At 71.2% G+C, this 20912-nt stretch carries 17 protein-coding genes and 1 pseudogene; 9 read left to right on the top strand and 9 right to left on the bottom strand.

What is annotated here, in order from left to right; translation table 11 throughout:
- Positions 1–90: 90 nt before the first annotated feature.
- Positions 91–2118, bottom strand: coding sequence for a M4 family metallopeptidase (locus ACZ63E_RS10035; protein ID WP_465335683.1), 2028 nt, complete (start codon positions 2116–2118; stop codon positions 91–93).
- Positions 2119–2544: 426 nt separating this feature from the next.
- On the bottom strand, positions 2545–3831 hold the full coding sequence (locus tag ACZ63E_RS10030) for a helix-turn-helix domain-containing protein (protein ID WP_465335682.1): 1287 nt from the start codon (positions 3829–3831) through the stop codon (positions 2545–2547).
- 120 nt (positions 3832–3951) lie between these two features.
- On the opposite strand from ACZ63E_RS10030, the gene ACZ63E_RS10025 reads away from it, so the two are divergent.
- The 3 genes from ACZ63E_RS10025 to ACZ63E_RS10015 are packed head-to-tail and all read left to right on the top strand — an operon-like array spanning position 3952 to position 7163.
- Entirely contained in the window at positions 3952–5784 is a 1833-nt protein-coding gene (locus ACZ63E_RS10025) for a glycoside hydrolase family 9 protein (protein WP_465335681.1), read from the top strand.
- Positions 5785–5793: 9 nt separating this feature from the next.
- Positions 5794–6579, top strand: a complete 786-nt coding sequence (locus ACZ63E_RS10020) for an LOG family protein (RefSeq protein ID WP_465309309.1) — start codon at positions 5794–5796, stop codon at positions 6577–6579.
- A complete protein-coding gene (locus ACZ63E_RS10015; RefSeq protein ID WP_465335680.1) occupies positions 6579–7163 on the top strand; it encodes an LOG family protein in 585 nt (194 codons plus the stop codon). Before ACZ63E_RS10020 ends, ACZ63E_RS10015 begins: the two co-directional genes overlap by 1 nt.
- Before the next feature lie 62 nt (positions 7164–7225).
- Here ACZ63E_RS10015 and ACZ63E_RS10010 read toward each other — a convergent pair whose 3' ends face one another.
- The 3 genes from ACZ63E_RS10010 to ACZ63E_RS10000 all read right to left on the bottom strand — a co-directional run bounded on the left by ACZ63E_RS10010 (position 7226) and on the right by ACZ63E_RS10000 (position 12221).
- Positions 7226–10669: a DEAD/DEAH box helicase gene (locus ACZ63E_RS10010; protein WP_465335679.1), complete on the bottom strand. Its 3444-nt coding sequence runs from the start codon at positions 10667–10669 to the stop codon at positions 7226–7228.
- A gap of 90 nt (positions 10670–10759) precedes the next feature.
- A complete protein-coding gene (locus tag ACZ63E_RS10005) occupies positions 10760–11347 on the bottom strand; it encodes a LysR substrate-binding domain-containing protein (RefSeq protein WP_465335678.1) in 588 nt (195 codons plus the stop codon).
- A gap of 199 nt (positions 11348–11546) precedes the next feature.
- On the bottom strand, positions 11547–12221 hold the full coding sequence (locus ACZ63E_RS10000) for a lysophospholipid acyltransferase family protein (protein WP_465335677.1): 675 nt from the start codon (positions 12219–12221) through the stop codon (positions 11547–11549).
- Positions 12222–12272: 51 nt separating this feature from the next.
- On the opposite strand from ACZ63E_RS10000, the gene ACZ63E_RS09995 reads away from it, so the two are divergent.
- Positions 12273–13175 carry a glucosyl-3-phosphoglycerate synthase gene (locus tag ACZ63E_RS09995; RefSeq protein WP_465335676.1) on the top strand — a complete coding sequence of 301 codons (903 nt, stop codon included), beginning with the start codon at positions 12273–12275 and terminating at the stop codon, positions 13173–13175.
- Here ACZ63E_RS09995 and cydC read toward each other — a convergent pair.
- From cydC to ACZ63E_RS09975, 4 genes are read right to left on the bottom strand one after another with little or no spacing between them, the layout of a single operon-like run.
- A complete protein-coding gene (gene cydC / locus ACZ63E_RS09990) occupies positions 13111–14703 on the bottom strand; it encodes a thiol reductant ABC exporter subunit CydC (RefSeq protein ID WP_465335675.1) in 1593 nt (530 codons plus the stop codon). The genes ACZ63E_RS09995 and cydC overlap by 65 nt on opposite strands.
- A complete protein-coding gene (gene cydD / locus ACZ63E_RS09985; RefSeq protein ID WP_465335674.1) occupies positions 14700–16253 on the bottom strand; it encodes a thiol reductant ABC exporter subunit CydD in 1554 nt (517 codons plus the stop codon). The genes cydC and cydD overlap by 4 nt, the downstream gene beginning before the upstream one ends.
- A 9-nt stretch (positions 16254–16262) precedes the next feature.
- The gene (cydB, locus tag ACZ63E_RS09980; RefSeq protein ID WP_465335673.1) at positions 16263–17249 is read right to left on the bottom strand and encodes a cytochrome d ubiquinol oxidase subunit II; all 987 of its coding nucleotides are present in this window, start codon (positions 17247–17249) and stop codon (positions 16263–16265) included.
- Between the two features lie 3 nt (positions 17250–17252).
- Complete coding sequence (locus tag ACZ63E_RS09975; RefSeq protein ID WP_465335672.1) at positions 17253–18416, bottom strand: cytochrome ubiquinol oxidase subunit I; 1164 nt, start codon at positions 18414–18416, stop codon at positions 17253–17255.
- Positions 18417–18476: 60 nt separating this feature from the next.
- On the opposite strand from ACZ63E_RS09975, the gene ACZ63E_RS09970 reads away from it, so the two are divergent.
- From ACZ63E_RS09970 to ACZ63E_RS09950, 5 genes and pseudogenes are all read left to right on the top strand, one after another.
- Positions 18477–18794: a helix-turn-helix transcriptional regulator gene (locus tag ACZ63E_RS09970; protein ID WP_465309325.1), complete on the top strand. Its 318-nt coding sequence runs from the start codon at positions 18477–18479 to the stop codon at positions 18792–18794.
- Positions 18791–19459: a permease prefix domain 1-containing protein gene (locus tag ACZ63E_RS09965; RefSeq protein WP_465335671.1), complete on the top strand. Its 669-nt coding sequence runs from the start codon at positions 18791–18793 to the stop codon at positions 19457–19459. The genes ACZ63E_RS09970 and ACZ63E_RS09965 overlap by 4 nt, the downstream gene beginning before the upstream one ends.
- Positions 19456–19779, top strand: coding sequence for a DivIVA domain-containing protein (locus ACZ63E_RS09960; RefSeq protein ID WP_465309329.1), 324 nt, complete (start codon positions 19456–19458; stop codon positions 19777–19779). The genes ACZ63E_RS09965 and ACZ63E_RS09960 overlap by 4 nt, the downstream gene beginning before the upstream one ends.
- On the top strand, positions 19776–20234 hold the full coding sequence (locus tag ACZ63E_RS09955; protein ID WP_465335670.1) for an SRPBCC family protein: 459 nt from the start codon (positions 19776–19778) through the stop codon (positions 20232–20234). Before ACZ63E_RS09960 ends, ACZ63E_RS09955 begins: the two co-directional genes overlap by 4 nt.
- Positions 20227–20784: pseudogene (locus tag ACZ63E_RS09950) on the top strand (DNA-3-methyladenine glycosylase I); the annotation flags it as partial. The gene ACZ63E_RS09955 and the pseudogene ACZ63E_RS09950, both read left to right, overlap by 8 nt.
- Positions 20785–20912: the final 128 nt, after the last annotated feature.

Genomic DNA, 20912 nt, shown 5'->3' with positions numbered 1-20912 from the left:
CCAACCCGGCTCTGCTCGCCCGCCCCCAGGGATTCGGCACTCCTCCCCCCCCCCCCCCCCCCCCCCCCCCCCCCCCCCCCCCGGCGAGGTTCAGCAGGCGCCGCCGTCACTCCACACGGCCCACGAACCGGGCGCGCCGGGCTCGGCGCCGGTCGAGTACCACGTCGACGTCCACTTGTGACCGTTGTGGCCCACGACGTCGTTGGGCACGTAGGCCTTCGCGGAGTCCCACTCGCCGATCCCGTCGCAGCCGGTCGGCGGGGTGCCGGTGCCGACGGTGAGCGAGAACTGCGCGGTGTGGTCGGCGTCGGTGCCGTCGCCGGTGACCGTCACCTGGCTGGTGCCCTGCGGTGTCGTCGCCGAGGTGGTGATGGTCAGCGTCGACGTGCCGCCGGACTGGACGCTCGCCGGGCTGAAGGTCGCCTTCGCGCCTTCCGGCAGGCCGGTCGCCTGCAGCGCCACGGTCTGGGCGTTGCCCGAGGTGACCCGGGTGGTCACCGTGGTGGTCGCGGTCTGTCCGGGTTGGACGGACGCGGACGTCGGCGACAGCGTCAGCGAGTAGTCGTTGCCGGCCGGCGGCTGGCCGCTGCAGGTCGGCTCCCCGCTGACGGCCGTCACGCTCACGGCGTCCCAGGCGGCCTTGGTGGTGTTGAACTCGGTGCAGCTGCCGGGGAAGAGCGCGATCGCCGCTTCGAGCGTGGCCTTGCGGGCGGCCTTGTGGTTCCAGGAGGAGGTCTTCTTCAGCAGGCCGTTGTAGAAGATCTTGCCGGCCTTCTGGATGCCGATGCCGGTGACCGTGGAGCCGTTGCACGTCGGGCTCGCCGGGGAAGCGTTGCTGCCCTGGGAAAGCAGGTAGAACCAGTGGTTCTGCGGGCCCGCGGCGGCGTGCACCTCGGTGCTCGGGATGGACGCCGAGTAGCAGTTCGGGTCGCCGACCTGGCTCGGGTTGTACATGTATCGGATCGGGCCCTGGCCGACGAGGTTGACACCCTCGCCGACGGTGAAGTCCGGCCGGTCCACCGGGTTGTTGGCGTAGGCCTCGGTCAGCGCGCCGAAGATGTCGCCGGTGGACTCGTTGAGCCCGCCGTTCTCGTTGCCGGAGCCGGCGCCACCCGGGGTCGTCTGGAAGATCGCGTGCCCGAACTCGTGGCCGACGACGTCCATCGGCGTCGCCTGGCGGCGGTTGTCCTGGGAGTGCCCGAAGTGCGTCGAGGAGCCGTCCCAGTAGGCGTTGACGTCGTTGAGGCCGACGCTGGCGCGGAAGCCGCCGCCGGCGCCGTCGATGCCGTTGCGGCCGAGCCAGTCGCCGAGCATCTTCCACTCGGTCTGGACGCTGTAGAGCGTGTCGACGCAGCCGGTCTCGAGGTCGGTGCCCGCGCCGTTGCCCCAGGTGTTGCTGCTCTTCGTGAAGATCGCGCCGCCCTCACGGCCGCAGGCGATGCCGCGGCGGGCGGGGTCGGTCATCGAGTAGGAGCTGCCGGAGCCGGACGTGTCGATCGAGACCTGGCCGGCGTAGTAGGAGTTGCCGGTGCCGGCTTCGCGGACGTCGTCGCGCGTGTCGAGGACCTGGCCGGTGGCGCTGTCGACGAAGACGTGCAGCTTGGTCGGCTTGTTGGCCTTGGCGCGCCCGGAGACGACGACCTCGTAGGCGAGCTTCGGGGTGTCCCCGGCCAGCACGACGAGCTTCGGCGCGGTCGCGGTGTCTACTGTGGACACCTGGCGTTTGGCGATCGTGGCGGCCTGCTCGGCTTTGAGCGTGGCCTGGGTGGTCACGGTGATCGGAGCGGTTCTCGCGGCTTCGGTGCCGCGGACGCGCCCGGCGCCGTCGGCGACGACCACCGCGTCCCCGCCGACGACCGGCAGGCCGTGGTAGGTGCGCTGGTAGGAGGCGTAGTAGAGCCCGCCGCCACCCGGGGTGACCCCGGTGCGGACGAACGCCTCCCCGGTGCCCTTGGCGAGCTCGTCGACGCCGCTGAGCGCGGCCTGGTCGGCGGCCCGGGCGGCGAGCGCCTCGGGCGGGGTGGCGGCGGGGGGAACGGAGGCGGCGGCCGGGATCGCCGGCACACCGAACGTCAGGACCAGACCGGCGATCGCCGCCAGCCCTCGTGGGGATCTCATGGGGAACCTTTCCGGGGAACGCGGGGAGTGTGCCCGGAGGAATAACTCCAGTTATTGCGCCGGACGCGTCCGAGTAAAGGTTCCGGTCGCCGGTCGGTCAATGGGCCGAACGGCCCAGTCGCGGCCCACGAAGATCACGAAGATCTGGGCAAATCCCCAGGAAGCGGCCGGTTTGGCGACTGGTCTGAACCAATTCACCCGACTTTGGTAGGAAACTTCCCCGACCGGACCGCCGCCCCCGCAGGTCCGCCGTGTCGACCCTCCAATCACGCGTGTCGACCCCTCGATCACGCGTGTCGACCCCTCGATCACGCGTGTCGACCTCCGGATCACGCGGGTTCCGGCGGCCGAGGGGTATCACGCGTGATTGAAGGGTCATCACGTGTGATTGAGGAGTCAGCACGCGTGATCAGAGGGTCGACACGGTTATGTGTCGGTGCGGGTGGCGGAGTCCAGGCCGCGGCGGTAGGCCTCGATGGCCTCGTCGAGATGACCACGTTGTCGGAGGACGTCGCCGAGGCGCAGGGACGTCGAGACCGCCGCGCCGTGCAGTGAAGCCCGGGTCTGGATTTCCGCCGCTTCGCGCAGCAGCCGGGTCGCGGCCGGGAGGTCGCCCTCGGCCTGGGCGATCTGGCCCCGCAGGCCCGTCGCCTCGCCCAGGGACTCGACGTCGCGGGCCAGCAGCGGCCAGACCTCCGTGACCAGCGCCGCGGCTTCGGCGGGCGCGCCCTGCCGGAGCCGGACCTCGGCCAGTTCGACCGTCGCCCCGGCGACGCCTTCCTCCGAGCCGATCGCCGCCAGCTGGTCCCGTGCCGATGTCAGCTCCGAGCGCGCCTCGTCGAGACGGCCCAGCCGGCGCAGGAGGTACCCGCGCGCCCAGCGGCAGCGGGCCGCGTCGCGGTCGAACCCCACCGACGCGAACAGCCGGCACGCCTCCGTCAGGTCGCGCTCGGCCCGGTCGGCGCGGCCGGTCGCCTGCCACACCTGCGACGCCTGCCGGTGGAACCGCGCGACGAAGTCCGGCCGGGTGGCCGCCCGCGCCAGGCGGACGCCGTCGAGCGCCGCGCGCTCGGCCCGGTGCAGGCCGCCCATCTCCATCAGCGGGTGGATCAACGCGCTGAGCAGGCACAGCTCGGCGTCGGGGTCGGCCGGGCCCGCGGCCAGCTCCGCCTCGACCCGCGCGACCGCCGCGCCCGCGTCGCCGGCCAGGTACCGGCAGCCGGACCAGCGGTGCACGATCATCGCCCGCAGCCACGGCGGCGCGGCGCCGGCGAGCTCCGACGCGTGCTCCAGCGCCGTCTGCGCCCCTTCGACGTCGAACAGCTGCCACTTGACCTCGGCCTGGCAGAACCGCGCGTAACACTCGACGTCGTCGAGCCGGTAACCCGCCGCCTGCTTCGCCACGGATGCGAAGCACGTCGACGCGGCGTCGACCCGGCCCTGCTCGAGGTCGCGGTACCCCTCGTCCAGCGCAGCGCGCAGCTCGTCGGCGACGCCGGGGGGACGGCCGAAGCGCAGCTCGTCGACGGTCAGGCCGAGCCGGTCGGCCAGGTAGGCGAGCATCTCCTCCGACGGCGGCCGGCTGCCGGTCTCCACCTTCGCCAGGAAGCCCCGGTCGTACCCGGGCTCGGCCAGCTCGCGCTGCGTCCAGCCGCGCCCGGCGCGCAGCCGCCGGATCCGCGTGCCGAGCGGCTCGGTGGGTGCGCTGGTCATCTCCCCACGGTAGGTCATCGGCGCGACGAGTGCGGAAACGGACATATTGACGTCCGCGGGCACACCGGGATAGCGTCTTTCGCTAAATAGGAAACTTTCCTAACAAAGTGGAGCCTGATCATGCGCCTGCTTCCCCTCGTGACGGCGGCCGCGCTCGCCGTCCCGCTGGCCGCCACTCCGGCCGAGGCCGCCACCCCGGCGGAAGTGCGCGTCGACCAAGTCGGTTACGCGCTGGGCGAGGCGAAGCACGCGTACCTCCTCGGCGGCACGCAGGGGACGTTCACCGTTGTCGACGAGCGCGGGCGCACCGTCCGCCAGGGCCGCACCGGCGCGACTGTCGGTAGCTGGAACGCCAAGTACACCAAGGTGTTCGACCTCGATCTGTCCACTGTGGATCGGCCGGGAATCTACCGGGTCAAGGCCGCGGGAGCGACGTCACCGCCGTTCCGGATCGACACCGCGCGTCGCCTCTTCCGCCCGCTCGTCGGCGCCACGACCGAGTTCTTCCAAGCCCAGCGCGACGGCCACGACGTCGTCCCGGGCCGGCTCGATCGGAAGCCGTCGCACCTGGCCGACCGGAAGGGCACCGTCTACGCCGAGCCGAAGTTCGCCGGGGAAGGCGGCGACGAAATCGTCGAACCGCTGAAGCCGCAGGGCGGCCCGGTGGACGTCGAAGGCGGCTGGGTCGACGCCGGCGACTTCGTGAAGTTCACGTCCAACACGGCGTATTCGCTGGCCGAGCTGGGGGTGGTGTTGCGGGACGACCCCGATCCGGTGCTGGCGAAGGAGGTCCGCTTCGGCCTCGACTGGCTCGACAAGATGTGGGACGGCAAGACCAGGACCCTCTACGCGCAGGTCGGCATCGGCACCGGCAGCGAGGGGTTCGGCTTCCTCGGTGACCACGACGTCTGGCGCGAGCCGCAGGACGACGACGCGCTCGCCGTCAAGCCCGGCGACCCGGCGTACTTCGTCAAGTACCGCGCGGTGTTCCCGGCCGCGCCCGCCGGCGCGCCGCTGTCCCCGAACCTCGCCGGCCGCGTCGCCGCCGCGTTCGCGCTCGGCGCGCAGATCCAGGCCCACCGCGACCCGCGCCTGGCGCGGCACTACCTGGCCGAGGCCGCGGCGGTGTTCGCGCAGGCCAAGACGTCGGACGTCGGCGAGCTCGTCACGGCGTTCCCGCACGCCTACTACCCGGAGTCGTCCTGGGAGGACGACCTCGAACTGGGCGCGACGCAGCTCGCGCTCGCCGCGCGCAAGCTGGGCGACCCGCGCGCGAACGGCTGGGCCCGCGACGCCGCGAGGTGGGCGAAGACCTACATCGCGAGTGACGACAAGAGCACGTTGAACCTCTACGACACCAGCGCGCTCGCCCACGCCGACCTCGCCGGGCTGCTGCGCACGGGCGTCCCCGGGGCCGCGCTCGGCGTCCGGGAACTGGCCGCGGACCTGCGTCGTCAGCTCGACGCCGGGGTGGAAAGCGCGAAGAAGAGTCCATTCCGGACGGCCGTCGACATCACCGACTTCGACGCCGCCAGCAAGAGCTTCGGCTTCGCCGCGACCGCCCGGCTCTACCAGCGCGTCACCGGCGACACCCGCTACGCCGCGTTCGGGGCGCAACAACGGAACTTCACCCTCGGCGCCAACGCCTGGGGCGTGTCGCTCGTGGTCGGCGTCGGCATGACGTTCCCGCAGTGCCCGCACCACCAGGCCGCGAACCTCGCCGGACCTTCGAAAGTGCTGTACGGCGCGGTCGTCAACGGCCCGAACGGCGCGGACAACTTCGCCGACCTGCCGTTCCCGGCGGGCGCGAAGGAATGCACCCGTCCGTATGAATCCTTCGACGGCCAGGGAAGTCGGTACGCCGACGACCTGAGTTCATGGCCCAGTAACGAGCCCGCCATCGACTTCACCTCGACGGCCCTCTTGGCATTTTCGCTGGCGGGCAGGTCGTAGCATGGCCAGGTGAGTGAACAGTCTGAATTCCCCGACGGCCAGTACCCCGAGCGCCCGGTCGAGCGCCAGAAGGGCCCGGTCGTGCTGCGCGGCGACCGCCGTGACCAGGGCAGCACGACCGACCAGCGGCTGCTCGACTCGCGTGGCCCCAGCGACTGGGTGCACACCGACCCGTGGCGCGTGCTGCGGATCCAGGCCGAGTTCGTCGAGGGGTTCGGCGCGCTCGCCGAGGTCCCGCGCGCGGTCACGGTGTTCGGCTCGGCGCGCACCAAGCGCGACCACCCCGAGTACGAGCTCGGCCGCAAGATCGGCGCCGCGCTGGCCAACGCCGGGTTCGCGGTGATGACCGGCGGCGGCCCGGGCGCGATGGAGGCGGTCAACCGCGGCGCGGCCGAGGCCGGCGGCTTCTCCGTCGGGCTCGGCATCGAGCTGCCGTTCGAGCAGGGCCTGAACCCGTGGGTCGACCTCGGCGTCAACTTCCGGTACTTCTTCGCCCGGAAGACGATGTTCATCAAGTATTCGCAGGCCTTCATCTGCCTGCCCGGCGGTTTCGGCACGCTCGACGAGCTGTTCGAGGCGCTGACGCTGGTGCAGACGAAGAAGGTCACGAAGTTCCCGGTGGTGCTGTTCGGCAGCGAGTACTGGGGCGGGCTGTACGACTGGATCGCCAAGACCGTGCAGGCCGAGGGCAAGGTCAGCCCGCACGACCTCGAGCTGCTGCACGTCACCGACGACATCGACGACGCCGTCCGCGTGGTGCAGGAGTCCTACCAGGCGTGGGAGGACACCCACTGATGACCCGGATCTGCGTGTTCTGCGGCTCGTCCATGGGGTTCTCCCCGCGCTACGCCGAGCAGGCGGCCGCGCTCGGCAAGCTCCTGGCCCAGCGCGGCATCGGCCTGGTCTACGGCGGCGCGAGCGTCGGCACGATGGGCGTGGTGGCGGACGCCGCCCTGGCCGCGGGCGGCGAGGTGATCGGCGTGATCCCGGAGGCGTTGTCGTCGGTCGAGATCTCGCACGCCGGGCTGTCCGAGCTGCACGTGGTCCGCGACATGCACGAGCGCAAGGCGAAGATGGCGGCACTGTCCGACGGCTTCTTGGCGTTGCCGGGCGGCGCGGGCACGCTGGAGGAGCTGTTCGAGGTCTGGACGTGGGCCCAGCTGGGCCTGCACGGCAAGCCGATCGGCCTGGTCGACGTCGACGGCTACTACGAGCCGCTGCTGAAGTTCGCCGACCACATGGTGACGGAAGGGTTTGTCAAGGAGGACTACCGCCGCCTGCTGCTGACCGACCCCGACCCGGCGGCGCTGCTGGACCGGTTCGAGAGTTATGAGCCGCCGGCGCCGCCGAAGTGGGCCACGGAGAAGCCGGGGATCTGACGTCGGTGGCGGCCCGCTTCGGTCCCGGGCCACGGTGGGCCCGGGACCGGCGGCCTCGGTGTTCACTTACCGGGCAGCGCCCGGGGGAGGGTGGCACGGAGGACGTCGAAGTACTGTTCACGGCCCCAATCGGCTCGGTTGCCGATGACGATCAGCCTGCGCTTCGCGCGGGAAACGGCAACGTTGAGCAGGTTGGGCTTTTCCGCTGCCCAGGAGCGGGCTCGCTGCTTGCCCGGCCCGCCTCCCAGGACGAGGATCACCACATCGGCTTCCTTTCCCTGAACGGTGTGCACGGTACCGATGTGCTCCGTGGCGAAGTCCCAACCGAGTTGCGACCCGACGACCCGCTGGCTGCCCTGAATCACCTTCCGGAAGGGGCTGATGATCCGGATGTCCCTCAACGGGACGCCGTCGGCGATCAGGTCGTGCAGCAGACGTACCAAGACGCGGCCTTCCTCGGGGATCCACTTGTCCTCCGACTCGCCGGACGCGACGTCGATCCACTGGTTCGAACCGGGGTACGGACCGCGGTCACCCGTCCCGTAGACCATCACCGTGCCGCCGTAGGCGATCCGGTTGGAGATCTCGAACATGGGCCGGTCGCACCTGCGATGCACCCGCAACGGTGAACCCACCCACAGCGGCGGGCTGTCGTCGTCTTGCGGAAGTGCGGTGCCGAAGCGGGCCAGTCGGTCGGCGATCTGCTGGGCCGAAGCTCGTCCGGGCGCCCACCTCCGGTCCACGCGAAGATGCCGACTCAAGGCGTCCTGCGTTGTCTGGGGCAAGGAGACGATGGGCTCGAGTTGCCGCGGATCACCGACGATCAAGGCGCGCCGAGAACGCCACATCCCGCCAACGACTTGCTGCGGAGCTGCCTGCCCGGCTTCGTCGACGAACAACCAGCCGAACGTGTCGGCCTTGAACTGCCCGAACAAGCGGGGGAGCGAGGCGAACGTCGTCGAGATGATCGGGACGACGAGGAACAGCGACTGCCACGCGGCCAGGAGCTCGTCAGTCGCGATGGTCAGGCGCTCGCGGAGAGCGGTCATGACGGTGTTCAGGTTGTCTTTCAGTCGGGCCTCGGAACCGAGCACGAACGCCTTGTGCAGGCGGAGGGCTTCGAGGAAGACATCGTTCCTCGCGCGGGTGAACTCGGGGTCGGCCCACGGCGTCCACATCTGGAAATCGTCCGGGTCGCGGAAGCTCTCGGCCGCCGGAAGCGCGTCCGGCCACTGTGCGCGAGCCGAGTCGACGATCTCCGCCGTGGCCGTCACCTTCCGGTGCTCCTCGAGTCGTCGCTGGTCGTAATGCCGGCACTGCTCGGCCAGCCGATTCAGCTCGGCGTGGAGGTTGTCCTGATGGAACTGGCTTTCTCGGAGCTCTCGGCGGGCGAACTCACGGGCCCGGGCGAGCCCATTGTCGCGTTGGCGCCACTCGTTGAGCCGGCGGAACAAGCTGAACAGCTGTTCCCAGAATCCCGGTTTGCGTCGCAGGTGTAGCTCGTATTCCCGATCGGCCTCGGCGAAGGCGTGTCGAGCTCGGTGCAGCCGCGCCGAGACCGCGGGCACGTACTGGTGGGTCCGGCGCCAGTGGCCCTGCGCTTCCGAGAGGTTTTGCTCCACTCTTTCGAGATCGGCTCGCTCGAGCGCCAGACGAGTTATCGCTTCGGCGACGAGCTGGCGTTCGTCGGCGAGCTTCCGCACCTTCTCCAAAGCTGCCCTGAACCGGGCTACCGAACGTGCCCAGTCGGCGGCGTCGAGTGGTTCTCGCGCGGCGTCGTCCAGGAGCGCCCGCATCCCCTTGATCTGCTCCGGTTCGGTCTGGTCCTGCTGGTTGGTGTTCGACGAGGGCCGGCTGTCGCCCCACCAGAAGCTCTTGACGAAGGCCGCGCAGTGGGACTTCCTCCCGAGTTTCGCCGCCACGAGGCCCCACGCCTCGGCGCCGAGCACGTGGGTGGCCAGTTCGGTGAAGTAGTCAGCGGCCAGGGCGGCTTCTTCCCCACCGCGTACCGCGCCGATGCCGGGGATCTCGGCCGTGACGTTCTCCGCGGCGTCGTTGCCCGTCGTCGCCAGCAGGATCTCGAAACCGGTGAGGTCGGCGCGTGGGGCACGGACGGTCGCGGTGTAGCGGTCGGAAAGAACGACCCTGCGTGGCGGCCCGGAGAAGCCGTCAACGGGGTGGTGCAGCGTGGACAGCGCTTCGGCGCGCTGGACCACGATCGCGGCGAGCACGTCGCGCAGGAGAGTCGTCTTGCCGGTACCCGGAGGGCCGTTGACCGCGAAGACACCGCCATCCGGGCCAAGGTCGCCGATGACCCGGTCGACGGCGAACTGCTGGCTCACCACCAGCGACCGCTTCGGGTCTTGTGGCCACCTTCCCGGCGGGATCCGTGCGGGCTCGACACTCTGGACGACCGCCGCTGTGTCCGATCGGACATCGATCCGGTCGCCAGCCGAGATCGTTCGGTCGGCTCGGAGGTACTCGGCGAGTGCGGTTCCGGTCTTCTCACTCGCGACCGCGTTGGCGACGCACGCCAGGTCGTCCATGAGGTAACTGTTCAAGAAGTTCTGCTCGACGGGCTCGGCTGCGTCGCGAGCTCGGACGACGGAAATCTTGACGCGGATCCCGCCGGTTCCGAGCAGGTCGTCGATACCCAGTTCGGTCCCTAGCTTCCCGGCGAACCAATGCAACGCGCGCGAGGTGATGACGAATCGGGGTGCGCTCGATTCGGCTGCTTCTTCGTCCTCGTCCTTTTCCGGTGCCCCGGACTCGTTCTGCTTCTTGGGGGTGAGCAGTGCTTCCGCGAACTTCCCGGCGACCGCTCCGGCGACGCCGCCCACGATTGGACCGGCCACGGCCCCGACCGTCGCGGCCGCCGCGGTGGTGACGGCTGCTCCGGCGGACTTGGCTCCCTCTGTGCCCGCTTCGATCGCAGCGGTCTTGGCCTTGGCCGCGATCGCGTGTCCAGCCGCACGGGCGACCCCCGCGGCTCGTGACTTCAGCGTCGTGGAGGCGGTCAACGCGTTCAGGGCGGTCGCGAAGTCCCGCTCCTCCTGCTGGAAGCCTTCCAGCCATTCCGGCGTCTCCGGATTCACCTTCGCCGTTCGGCCGATCGCCCAGGCGCAGGCCGACAGTGTTCCGGAGTTCTCGATCAGCGCGCCTCGCGCGTCAAGAGTGAAGGCGAACGAGGCGGCTTCACCTCGGAGGGGCTGATCGACGTACCTGCCGTCGTCGCCGAAGTGCCGCTTCAGAACCGATTGCACCCCGGCGAGGTCGAACAAGCCGCCGTAGACGGTGTATTGCCTGGTAAACCCCGGGCGCAGCGGTTTCTTGTTGATCGGGTGCCGTTTGTCCCAGGGGCACACCGCCCCAGGCGAGAGGTCGAGAACCCACTCACCGGTATTCCGCGCACCCAGCTCGGTAGGCTTGGGCGCTTTTTGCGGGCTGAGTATTTCTATCGATCGCCAGAAACGCAGTATTCGGCTGGCTTGGGTTTCGTCCCTCATGGTCCCCCTGTCGCACCATCCCTGGCGCCATGAAGAGTACTAGGGTTACCGAGGGTTCAGCATCAAGTTGCCGAGCGTACTTGATTTGGATTAATCGCGCGTTAACGGAGAAATGGCGTCGATTCGCGCATCTGCGGTGGCGGTGTGGACGAACGCTGCCACCGCTCGGGATCGTGTCCGGTCGGGCCAGGCCAGCGGCACCGACATCCGGGGCGCGTCGAGTACCGGCACGCACGCGATGTCGGCGCGCGTGTGGCGGCGGGCCGACTCCGGGACGATCGCCGCCACCTGGCCCAGCGTCACGAGCTGGAGCAGCTGCCCCACGTCCCGCACATCGGGCCCCTGAACGTCGCTGCCGGGCCACCGGGGGAACGGCTTACCGCCCAAGTCGGCGAGCACCAGCGCCGACCGGCCGGCCAGCCGGTGCCCGCGCGCGAGCACCGCCACCTGGTCCTGCTCCAGCAGCAGGTCGGTGTCGAACCCGACGCAGTCTTCGTGCGGGCCGTGCAGGAACGCCAGGTCGACGCGGCCGTCGCGCAGCATGCGGGACTGCTCGCCGACCCCGCCCACGACAACCTCGACCTCGATCGCGTCCGAGGCGGCCCGGTAACCGGGGAGGATCTGTTCGAGCAAGCCGGCGGCGCCGTCCGGTTTCATCGCCACGAGCAGCTTCGGCACCTCCTGCCCCCGCGCGCTGCGCCCAGCGCACTGCGGCGTCGTTGGCGAAGAATGCCGACCTCGACACCCGGCTGCCCATTTCGGCGGGCTACACCCCTTCGAAGACCGCGTTGACGTCGTTGACCCCGCAGTACGCGCGGGAGCTGCGGCCCGACGGGCACCTTCGTCGACGACGAGGGTGTGGTGCCCTGGTGACGGCTCAGGCAACACCCTCGCTCGGCCGCTTGTGGTAGGTGTCCACGTACTCCTGGCCCGAGATCTCCAGAATCGCGTACATCACCTCGTCGGTCACCGACCGGCGGATCGCGGGCGCGTAGTCCTGGCCTTCGTAGCGGGAGAAGTCCAGCGGCTTGCCGAACGTGATGGAGATCTTGGCCAGGCGCGGGACGCGGGCGCCGTCGGGCTGGAGGTGCTCGGTACCGGTCAGGGCGACCGGCACCACCTTCGCGCCGGTCGCCAGGGCCAGGGCCGCGACGCCGGTGTGGCCGCGGTGCAGCCGGCCGTCGAGGGAGCGGGTGCCCTCCGGATAGATCGCGAAGACGCCGCCCGCGTCGAGCACCTTGCGGGCCGCCTCCAGTGCGGCGAGCCCGGCCTGGGCGTTGCCGCGCTCGACCGGGATGTAGCCGAGCCCGCCGAGGAACCCGGCCATCAGCTTGCCCTTGAGGCCCTTGCCGGTGAAGTACTCCGCCTTGCCGAGGAACTTGACCTGCCGCGGGGTCGCGAACGTGATCACGCCGGTGTCGAGCGCCGCCCGGTGGTTGGCCGCCAGGACGACCGGGCCGGTGGCGGGCACGTTCTCCACGCCGTGCACCTCCGGCCGGTACAGCGCCCTGGCCAGCGGGCCCAGCACGAAGCGGACAAGCTGCGCGATCAAGTGGTCCTCCTCCTCGGATGCGGTGCCACCAGCATGGCACGATCGTTACTCGTGAGTTGGTTCGAGCGGCGTACGTGGCAGGAGCCCGGTTGGACACCCGACGACATCGTGACCGCGAAGGGTGACCGGACGGTTTCGGTCGTGCTACCGGCGCTGGACGAAGAGCGGACCGTCGGTGACGTAGTCGCGTCCGTGCGGCCGCTGGTCGGCGGGGTCGTCGACGAGCTCGTTGTGGTCGACTCGGGTTCCACGGACCGCACGGTCCAAACCGCCGAGGCCGCCGGCGCGCGGGTCGTCCGGCGTGAGGACGTCCTGCCGGACCTGCCGCCGGTGCCCGGGAAGGGCGAGGTGCTCTGGCGCTCGCTGGCCGCGACCAGCGGGGACATCGTCGTGTTCCTCGACTCCGACCTCGTCGACCCGGACCCGGCGTTCGTGCCGTCGCTGCTCGGCCCGCTGGTCACCGAAAGCGGCGTCCACCTGGTCAAGGGCTTCTACCGCCGTCCGCTGCGGCTGGAGAGCACCGGCGGTGGCCGCGTGACGGAGCTGCTGGCGCGGCCGGTGCTCTCGGCGCTGCGCCCGGCGCTCGGCGGGCTGGTCCAGCCCCTCGGTGGCGAGTACGCGGGCACGCGCGAGTTCCTCGAATCGGTCCCGTTCGCCGCCGGGTACGGCGTCGAGATCGGGCTGCTGCTCGACGCCGAAGCGCGCTACGGCCTCGACGGGCTCGCGCAGGTCAACCTCGGCGTCCGCAAGCACCGGAACCGCTCCCTCCGGCAGCTGGGCGTGATGTCTCGCCAGATCCTCGGCACCGCGCTGGCCCGCTGCGGCGTCCCGGCCGCGGACGCGCCGCTGACGCAGTTCGTGCAGGTCGACGAGGAGTGGCTGCCCGACGTCACCGACGTCCGGGTCGCGGACCGGCCGCCGATGCGGGAAGTGCTCGCCCGTCCTCGAGGGTGACGACCTGGTCGAAGCCGTCGAGGTGCTCGGGCCGGTGCGTCACGAGCACGACCGTGCCTGCCGCCCGGGCGAGGACCCGCTCGAGGACCGCGTCACCGTGGGCGGGATCGAGGCCTTCGACCGGCTCGTCGAGCACCAGGACCGGCGGCGCCGCGAGCACCGCGCGGGCCAGGACCAGCCGTTGCCGCTGACCGCCCGAGAGCGCGTCACCGTCCGGGCCGGTTTCGCGGTCCAGATCGAGGTCGAACCCGGCGGTCCGGCACGCTTCGGCCAGTTCGCCGTTCGTCGCGTCCGGCTTCGCGACCAGGAGGTTCTCGCGGACGGTCGTGTGGAAGACGTGCGCGCCGGCTTCGGCGCCCGAGATGGTCTGGGAGAGGTCGGCGTACTCGCTCAACGGGTGGCCGTCGAGGGTGACCGCGCCGGACGTCGGTGTTTCGAGGCCGAGGAGCAGCCGCAGGAGCGTCGTCTTCCCGGCGCCGCTCGGCCCGAGGATCCCGACGCGCTTGCCCGGGGGCAGGTCGAGCGTGATGTTCGCGAGGGCCGGTGCGCGGCCCGGGTGTCGCACCCCTGCGTTCTCCAGGCGGAAGTGTCCACTTTGGGCAGTCCTGGACCCCTTTTCCGGCTGAGGTGACTCGAGGACGGCTTTCACACGGGCCGCCGACGCGCGGATCTCGGGGACGCGCCGGGCGGCGCCGACCAGCGGGAGGACCACCTCGAACGTCGTCAGGGCGGCCAAGGTGAGCGCGGCCGTCCACGGCACCGAGGCGTCGCAGAGCAGCGCGACGGCGACCGTGGTGACCAGCTGGACCAGCACCCCGGCGGCGCCGAGCAGGGCGGTCTTGGCCGACGTCGTCCGCTCGCTCGCGGCGAGGTCGTCGACCACCCGGGTGGCGCGGTCGCGGTGCTCGTCCAGCGCACCGGCGGCGACCAGCTCACGATGGCCGGTGACCAGCTCGACGGCGCGTTCGGCCAGCTCAGCGCGTTTCGGAGCGCACTCGGCGGCGTCGCGCGCCGTGATCCGGACGACCAGCCAGGGCAGGAGGACCCCGGCGAGCAGCAGCCCGGCGGCGAGCGCGAGAGCGGCCGCGAGCGACGCGGTGGCGACCACCCCGACGGCGGCCGTCCCGACGATCGCCGCGACGGCCGCGGGCAGCCCCCACCGCAGCACGGCGTCCTGCAGAGCGTCCACATCGGACACGAGCCGGGTGACGAGGTCGCCGCCGGAGTACCGCGTCCCGGGCGCGATGGCCTGGTAGACGCGGGTGCGGAGCTCGCCCAGCCAGCGCAGGACGACCTCGTGCCCGGCGAGCCGTTCGGCGTACCGCAGGCCGCCGCGGAGGAGGGCGAGCGTCCGGACGGCGACGATGGCCACGGTGAGCGCGGCCGGCGGCGGCCGTTCGGCGGCGCGCAGGAGTAGCCACGCGGCTGTGGCCATGAGGGCCAGGGCGGCGAGTTCCGCGCCGGCGCCGAGGAGCGCGGCGCGCAGGAGGCGGAGAGCGTCTTTCCTCGAAACGGCCCAGAAGTTCACGCCGCCACCTCCGTGCGGATCCGGCCGTCGCGCAGCTCCACGACGCGGTCCGCCAGCGTCACCAGCGCGGGCCGGTGGGCGACCAGCACGGCCGTCCGGTCCGGCAGCAACCGCCGGGTCGCCGACAGCACCGCCGCTTCCGTGCGGGAGTCCAGCCGGGCCGTCGGCTCGTCCAGCAGCACCAGCCCCGACGACGTGCGGGCCAGCGCCCGCGCCAGCCCCACCCGCTGCCGCTGACCGGCCGACAACCCTTCGTCCACCTCGGTGGCGAAACCCTCGGGCAAGCCGGAGGCCACGGAGTTCAACGCCGCCGCCCGGGCCGCACCGGCAACGTCGGCGGCAGGCAGCCCCAGCGCGATGTTCGACGCCAGCGACCCGCGGAACAACGTCGGCCGCTGCGGCACCCAGGCGATCTCGGCCAGCCAGTCCGCGGGGGACAGGGACCGCAGGTCCACGCCGTCGACCAGGACCCGGCCGGACGTCGGCGCCACGAACCCCAGCAGCACCGCGAGCAGCGTGCTCTTCCCGGACCCGCTCGGCCCCACCAGGGCCACCCGCGACCCGGCGGGCACCGACAGGTCCACTTCGGACAGTGCGGGAACGCCTTGGTAGGAAACCGAAACCCGCTCCAACGCCAGCGAAGGCGCCCCTCGACGTCGGCACCGCGTCCCGGAGCGCGAAGGAACCACCGGCACGGCGAGCGCCTCCCGCAACGCCGTGAGCCCCTCGGCCGCCGCGTGGAACTTCGTGCCCGCCGCGCGCAGGGGCAGGTACGCCTCCGGCGCCAGGAGGAGCACCAAAAGACCGGTCCGCGCGTCCAGGTCCCCGGCCAGCAGCCGAAACCCGATCGGCACCGCCACCAGCGCCACCGACAGCGTCGCGACCAGTTCCAGCACCAGGGCCGACAGGAACGCCACCCGCAACGTCTTCAGCGTCGCGTCGGCGTGGGCGGCCGCCATCGCCCGGACCGTCGAAGCCTGCGCGGCCGCCCGGCCGAACACCTTCAGTGTGCCGAGCCCGCGCACGACGTCGAGGAAGTGCCCGCCCAGCTTCGTCAGCAGCCCCCACTGCCGCGCGGTCCGCGCCGCCGTGTGCTTGCCGACGAGGATCGCGAACACCGGGATCAGCGGCAGCGTCACCGTGACGACCAGCGCCGACACCAGGTCGGTCGTGAAGAGCCGCACGATCACCGCGACCGGCACCACCACGGAGACGACCAGCGACGGCAGGTACCCGGTCAGGTAGCTGTCCGTCGTGTCGACCCCGCGTGTCACCTGCGTCGCGACAACGCCGGCGCGGTCGGACACCGAGCCGAGCAACCGCCGGCGCAGGCCGCCGCGGACCGAGGCCGCGAACCGTCCACTGAGGACGCCGTGCGCGCAGGACAGGCCGGCCCGGCCGCCCAGCGCCAGCACCAGTGAGACCGAAACACCACCGCCGGTCAGCAGGGTCGCCAGTCCTTCGGCCTGGACGAGCACCGCCACCGCGGTGAGCACTCCGAGCGCGGTCAGCACGGCCAGGTACCGCCGGAGTCCGGGAAGAGCAGGCACGCCGTCCCCCTAGAAGTGCAGCAGCGAGCGCTGGTCGAGGGGGCGCCGGTGCGCGCGCCAGGTCAGCCACTGCACCACGAGCAGCAGGAGCACCGCCGGCGGCGCGAACCAGCCCAGCACCGCGAGCGTCTCCGGCGCGGTGGCCGCCTGGCCGGCGGTCATCGTGTACCCCGGAGACGTCAGCACGGTGGGGAAGCGCAGCGTGCCGGCGAGCAGCGCGGGGCAGGCCGAAAGCACCATCGAGCCGACCAGCGCGAGCCGGTGCCGCCGCACCGCCAGCCCCAGCCTCGCGACGCCGAAAGCGGCGAAGGCGAGCGCGGCCACCGCGATGCCGAGACCGGTGACGCCGTCGAGCGCGAAGGCGCCCCAGACCGCGGCGATCACGAGGAAAGCCAGCACCGGCGCCGAAAACGCGCGGGCCAGCCGCACCGCGCGGCCGGTCAGCTCGGCCGGCGCCCGGACGGCGAGGAACAGCGCCCCCTGCAGGCAGAACAACGCGACGAACCCGAGACCCCACAGCACGGCGTACGGGTTGAACAGCGCCAGGACGTCGCCGGACGGCGAGCCGTCACCCTTCAGCGGCAGCCCGAGCACCAGGTTGCCGAGGAACAGCCCCCACGACAACGCCGTCACCAGCGCGCCGCCGACGATGCCCGCGGTCCAGGCGCCGCGCCGCGCGTCCGGGCGGCGGCTGCGCAGCTGCATCGACGCGGTGAACGTCACGAGGCCGAGCAGCAGCGTCACGACCAGGACGTACGCCCCGGCGAACACCTTGCCCTCCAGGTGTGGGAACGCGCCGAAGAGCAGGCCCACCGCGGCCACCAGCCACACCTCGTTGGCCAGGAAGAACGGTCCGAGCGCGCCGAGCGTCTGCCGTCGCCGCCGTTCCCCGGACTCGAACCCGGGCAGGAGCATCCCGACGCCGTAGTCGTACCCCGCCAGCGCGAAGTAGCCGCAGGTCAGCAGCCCCAGCACGCACCACCAGATCGTCACCATCGGTCAGACTCCGCTCAGGACGGGCAGTTCGGCGGCGGGCTCGTCGACCGGCTCCGGGCCGCGCTTGGCGACGCGCGCCATCAGCACCCAGTCGGCGACCGCGAGCGCGGCGAACAGCAGTGAGAAAGCGATGAAGGAGAACAGGATCTGGCCAGCGGGGACGTCCGCGATCGCGTCGGCGGTGCGCAGCTTCCCCCAGACCAGCCATGGCTGACGGCCGAGCTCGCGCACCAGCCAGCCCATGATCGCCGCGAGGAACGGCAGCGGGATCGCCGCGACCATCAGGTAGTGCAGGAACCGCGCCTTCGTGAGCCAGTTCCGGAACAGCAGCAGGGCGCCGAGGATCGCGCAGGCGAACATCAGGAACCCGAGCCCGATCATCGCGCCCAGCGGCATCCCGACCGTGCTCTCGTCGAGCTTGTCCGGCTGGTACGTCTTCAGCTCGCCGAACTGCGCGAAGCCCTGGTTGACGACGAACACCGAGCCGACCAGCGCCGTCACCACGCCGATCCGCATCGACCGCCGGAAGAACTCGACCTCGGTGGTGCGCTTGAGGAAGTGCCACGCGCTGACGCCGACGACGAAGAACCCGCCGGTCACCAGCGCGGCGCTGAGCACGTGCGGCAGCGACGCGACCAGCGCCGGGTTCGAGAACAGCGCGCCGAAGTCGTCGAGGTGCAGGGTGCCGCCTTCGAGCCGGCTGCCGACCGGGTTCTGCAGGAACGAGTTGGCCAGCATGATGAACAGCGCCGACGCGTACGCGGTCAGCGTGACCAGCCAGAGCAGCGTCAGGTGCAGCCACTTGTTCAGCCGCCCGAAGCCGAAGATCCACAGGCCGAGGAACGTCGACTCGAGGAAGAACGCGACGAGCGTCTCGATGGCCAGTGGCGCGCCGAAGACGTCACCGGCGAAGGTGGACAGGCCGGTCCAGGTCAGCCCGAACTGGAACTCCATCACGATGCCGGTGACGATCCCCAGCGCGTAGTTGATGACGTAGAGGCGGCCCCAGAAGCGCGTCATCCGCAGCAGTGCGGGCTTGCCGCCGAGCGTCCAGCGTGTCTGCATCACGGCCACCAGCGTGACCAACCCCAGCGTGAGCAGCACGAACAGGAAGTGGAACGAAGTCGTCGTCGCGAACTGGAGTCTCGCGACCGGGAGTGCGTTCATGTAGCCAGGCTACACATAGTCTGACTACATGTAGCAAGGCGACGTGTAGACTGCGTACCCATGAAGGCGGACACCTTGCGCGGGCACCTCGACGCCCTGCTGCTCGCGGTGCTCGACGGCCGCAAACTGCACGGCTACGCGATCATCGAGGCCCTGCAGCTGCGCAGCGGCGGCGCGCTCGACCTGCCGACCGGCACCGTCTACCCGGCGCTGCGCCGGCTCGAGCGGGCCGGCTGGCTCACCAGCGAATGGGACGTCGTGTCCGGCCGCAAGCGCCGCACCTACCACCTCACGCGCTCGGGCGAACAGGCCCTGGCCGCCGAGCGCACCGAGTGGCGGGAGTTCACCACGGTCATCGGGGGAGTGCTGGGCACATGATCGACGAGTACCTGGGGGAGCTGGACCGCAGACTGCACGGCTGCGGGAAGTTCAAGGCCGACCTGCTGGGCGAGGCCCGTGACGGCCTGCACGACGCCGCCGACGCCTACCGGGCGGGCGGCTGGAGCGATGAGGACGCCGAGCGCCGCGCGGTCGCCGACTTCGGCCCGGCGGCCGTCGTCGCCCGCGACTACCAGGCCGAGCTCGGCATGCTCAGCGGCGTCCGGACGCTGTGGAAGCTCGTGGTCGGCGTCCCGCTGATGCAGGTCGCCTGGGACTACGCCCGGATCCTCACCTTCGGCGAGTGGACGAAGATCTCCACGCCGACACCCGAGTGGTACAAGGTCGTCACGCACGCCGCCCACGGCGCGGTGTTCGTCGTGCCGGTGATCGGCGTGCTCGCCCTGCTCGGCATCCGCTGGCTGAGCCGCCGCGTGAGCGGCGCCGGCCTCGCCCGGTTCAGCGGCGTCCTCATCGCGCTCGCCGTCGGGGTCAACCTCGGCTCGGTCGGGCTGCTGATCGGCGCGACCGGGTTCGTCGACGTCTCCCGGCTGTTCCTGAGCGTCCCGTGCGTCCTGTTGATGGTCGCCTGGGTGCTGCTTTCGTTCCGGCTCGTCGTGCTCGCGAGACGTTCCTGGGGCGGGTATGCCACGATCGTCGCGTGACGACCGCGCTGATCTACCTCGTAGTCATGCTGCTGGTGGCCGCCGTGGTGTTCCTGCTCGCCGCGGTGGTCTTCGGCCGGGGTGAGGAGCTGGCCCCGCTGCCGCCGGGCAGCTCGCCGACGCGGCTGCCCGCGGAGGACATCACCGGGGAGGACCTGAACGAGGTCCGCTTCCAGCTGGTGCTGCGCGGCTACAAGATGTCCGAAGTGGACTGGGTGATGCGGCGCCTCGGCGTCGAGCTCGACGAGCTGCGCGCCCGGGTCGCCGAGCTGGAGCAGCGCGAGCAAGAGCGGGAGAGCTCGCCCGAGGCCGCCCAGTGACCGACCTGGTCCTCTCGGTCGACGTCCGCGCCCCGGCCGGGACGACCTGGCTCGCGCTGACGGACTGGACCCGCCAGGGCGAGTGGATGCTCGGCACCGACGTCGAGGTGGTCGAGGGCAACGGCCGCAGTGTCGGGTCGCGGCTCGCGGCGTTCACCGGGGTGGCCGGCATCGGCTTCACGGACAAGATGGAGATCACGACCTGGGAGCCGCCGGTGCGGTGCGCGGTCCGGCACCTCGGCAGCGTCGTGCAGGGCACGGGCGTGTTCCAGGTGGTGCCCAAGGGCGCGCAACGCTCGACGTTCGTCTGGGCCGAGCACCTGCGGCTGCCGTTCGGGCCGCTGGGCCGGCTCGGCTGGCCGGTCGTGCGGCCGGCGTTCGCGCTGGGGGTGCGCCAGTCGCTGCGGCGGTTCGCGCGGTTCGCGGAGGACTATTCGGTGGGTGGGGATGAGTGAGCTTCTCGGCGCCGACGGCGTCGCGCGGTGCTCCTGGGGCAATTCGACCCCGGACTACGTGGACTACCACGACAAGGAGTGGGGCACCCCGCTCCACGGGCAGGACGAGCTGTACGAGCGGCTGTGCCTCGAGTCGTTCCAGTCGGGGCTTTCGTGGATCACGATCCTGCGCAAGCGCGAAGGCTTCCGGAAGGCGTTCAAGCGGTTCAAACCGGCGAAGGTGGCGAAGTTCGGCGACGCCGACGTCGAGCGGCTGATGCAGGACACGTCGATCGTGCGGAACCGGGCGAAGATCCTGGCGGCGATCAACAACGCTCAGGCGATCGCTGTGTTGGACGAGCCGCTGGACGACCTGCTGTGGTCGTTCGCGCCCGCGTCGCACGAGCGGCCCGCGACCATGGCGGACGTCCCGGCGATCACCGACGAGTCCAAGGCGATGGCCAAGGAGCTGAAGAAGCGCGGCTTCGTGTTCCTGGGCCCGACGACCTGCTACGCGCTGATGCAGGCCACCGGCATGGTCGACGACCACGTCCGAGGCTGCTTCCGGGCCTGGGGGGGGGGGGGGGGGGGGGGGGGGGGAGGGGCAGACGGGGCCCCCCGGGCCAAGGCACAAAAACACAAAAAGCAGTGGGGGGGGGGAAGAGGGGAGTTCTCTTGTTTTTTCCCTTTTTTTTTTCT

Source organism: Amycolatopsis sp. NPDC104819, from assembly GCF_055583145.1.
The sequence above is the reverse complement of the archived record's forward strand: the minus strand, read 5'-3'. Positions and strand labels throughout refer to the sequence as shown.

Excerpts from the sequence above, each read along its gene's own strand:
- ACZ63E_RS10030 (WP_465335682.1), bottom strand. The coding sequence starts at position 3,831 with ATGACCAGCGCACCCACCGAGCCGCTCGGCACGCGGATCCGGCGGCTG.
- cydB (WP_465335673.1), bottom strand. The coding sequence starts at position 17,249 with ATGGTGACGATCTGGTGGTGCGTGCTGGGGCTGCTGACCTGCGGCTAC.
- ACZ63E_RS10015 (WP_465335680.1), top strand. The coding sequence starts at position 6,579 with ATGACCCGGATCTGCGTGTTCTGCGGCTCGTCCATGGGGTTCTCCCCG.
- ACZ63E_RS09970 (WP_465309325.1), top strand. The coding sequence starts at position 18,477 with ATGAAGGCGGACACCTTGCGCGGGCACCTCGACGCCCTGCTGCTCGCG.
- ACZ63E_RS10025 (WP_465335681.1), top strand. The coding sequence starts at position 3,952 with ATGCGCCTGCTTCCCCTCGTGACGGCGGCCGCGCTCGCCGTCCCGCTG.
- ACZ63E_RS10010 (WP_465335679.1), bottom strand. The coding sequence starts at position 10,669 with ATGAGGGACGAAACCCAAGCCAGCCGAATACTGCGTTTCTGGCGATCG.
- ACZ63E_RS10035 (WP_465335683.1), bottom strand. The coding sequence starts at position 2,118 with ATGAGATCCCCACGAGGGCTGGCGGCGATCGCCGGTCTGGTCCTGACG.
- ACZ63E_RS09965 (WP_465335671.1), top strand. The coding sequence starts at position 18,791 with ATGATCGACGAGTACCTGGGGGAGCTGGACCGCAGACTGCACGGCTGC.
- ACZ63E_RS09975 (WP_465335672.1), bottom strand. The coding sequence starts at position 18,416 with ATGAACGCACTCCCGGTCGCGAGACTCCAGTTCGCGACGACGACTTCG.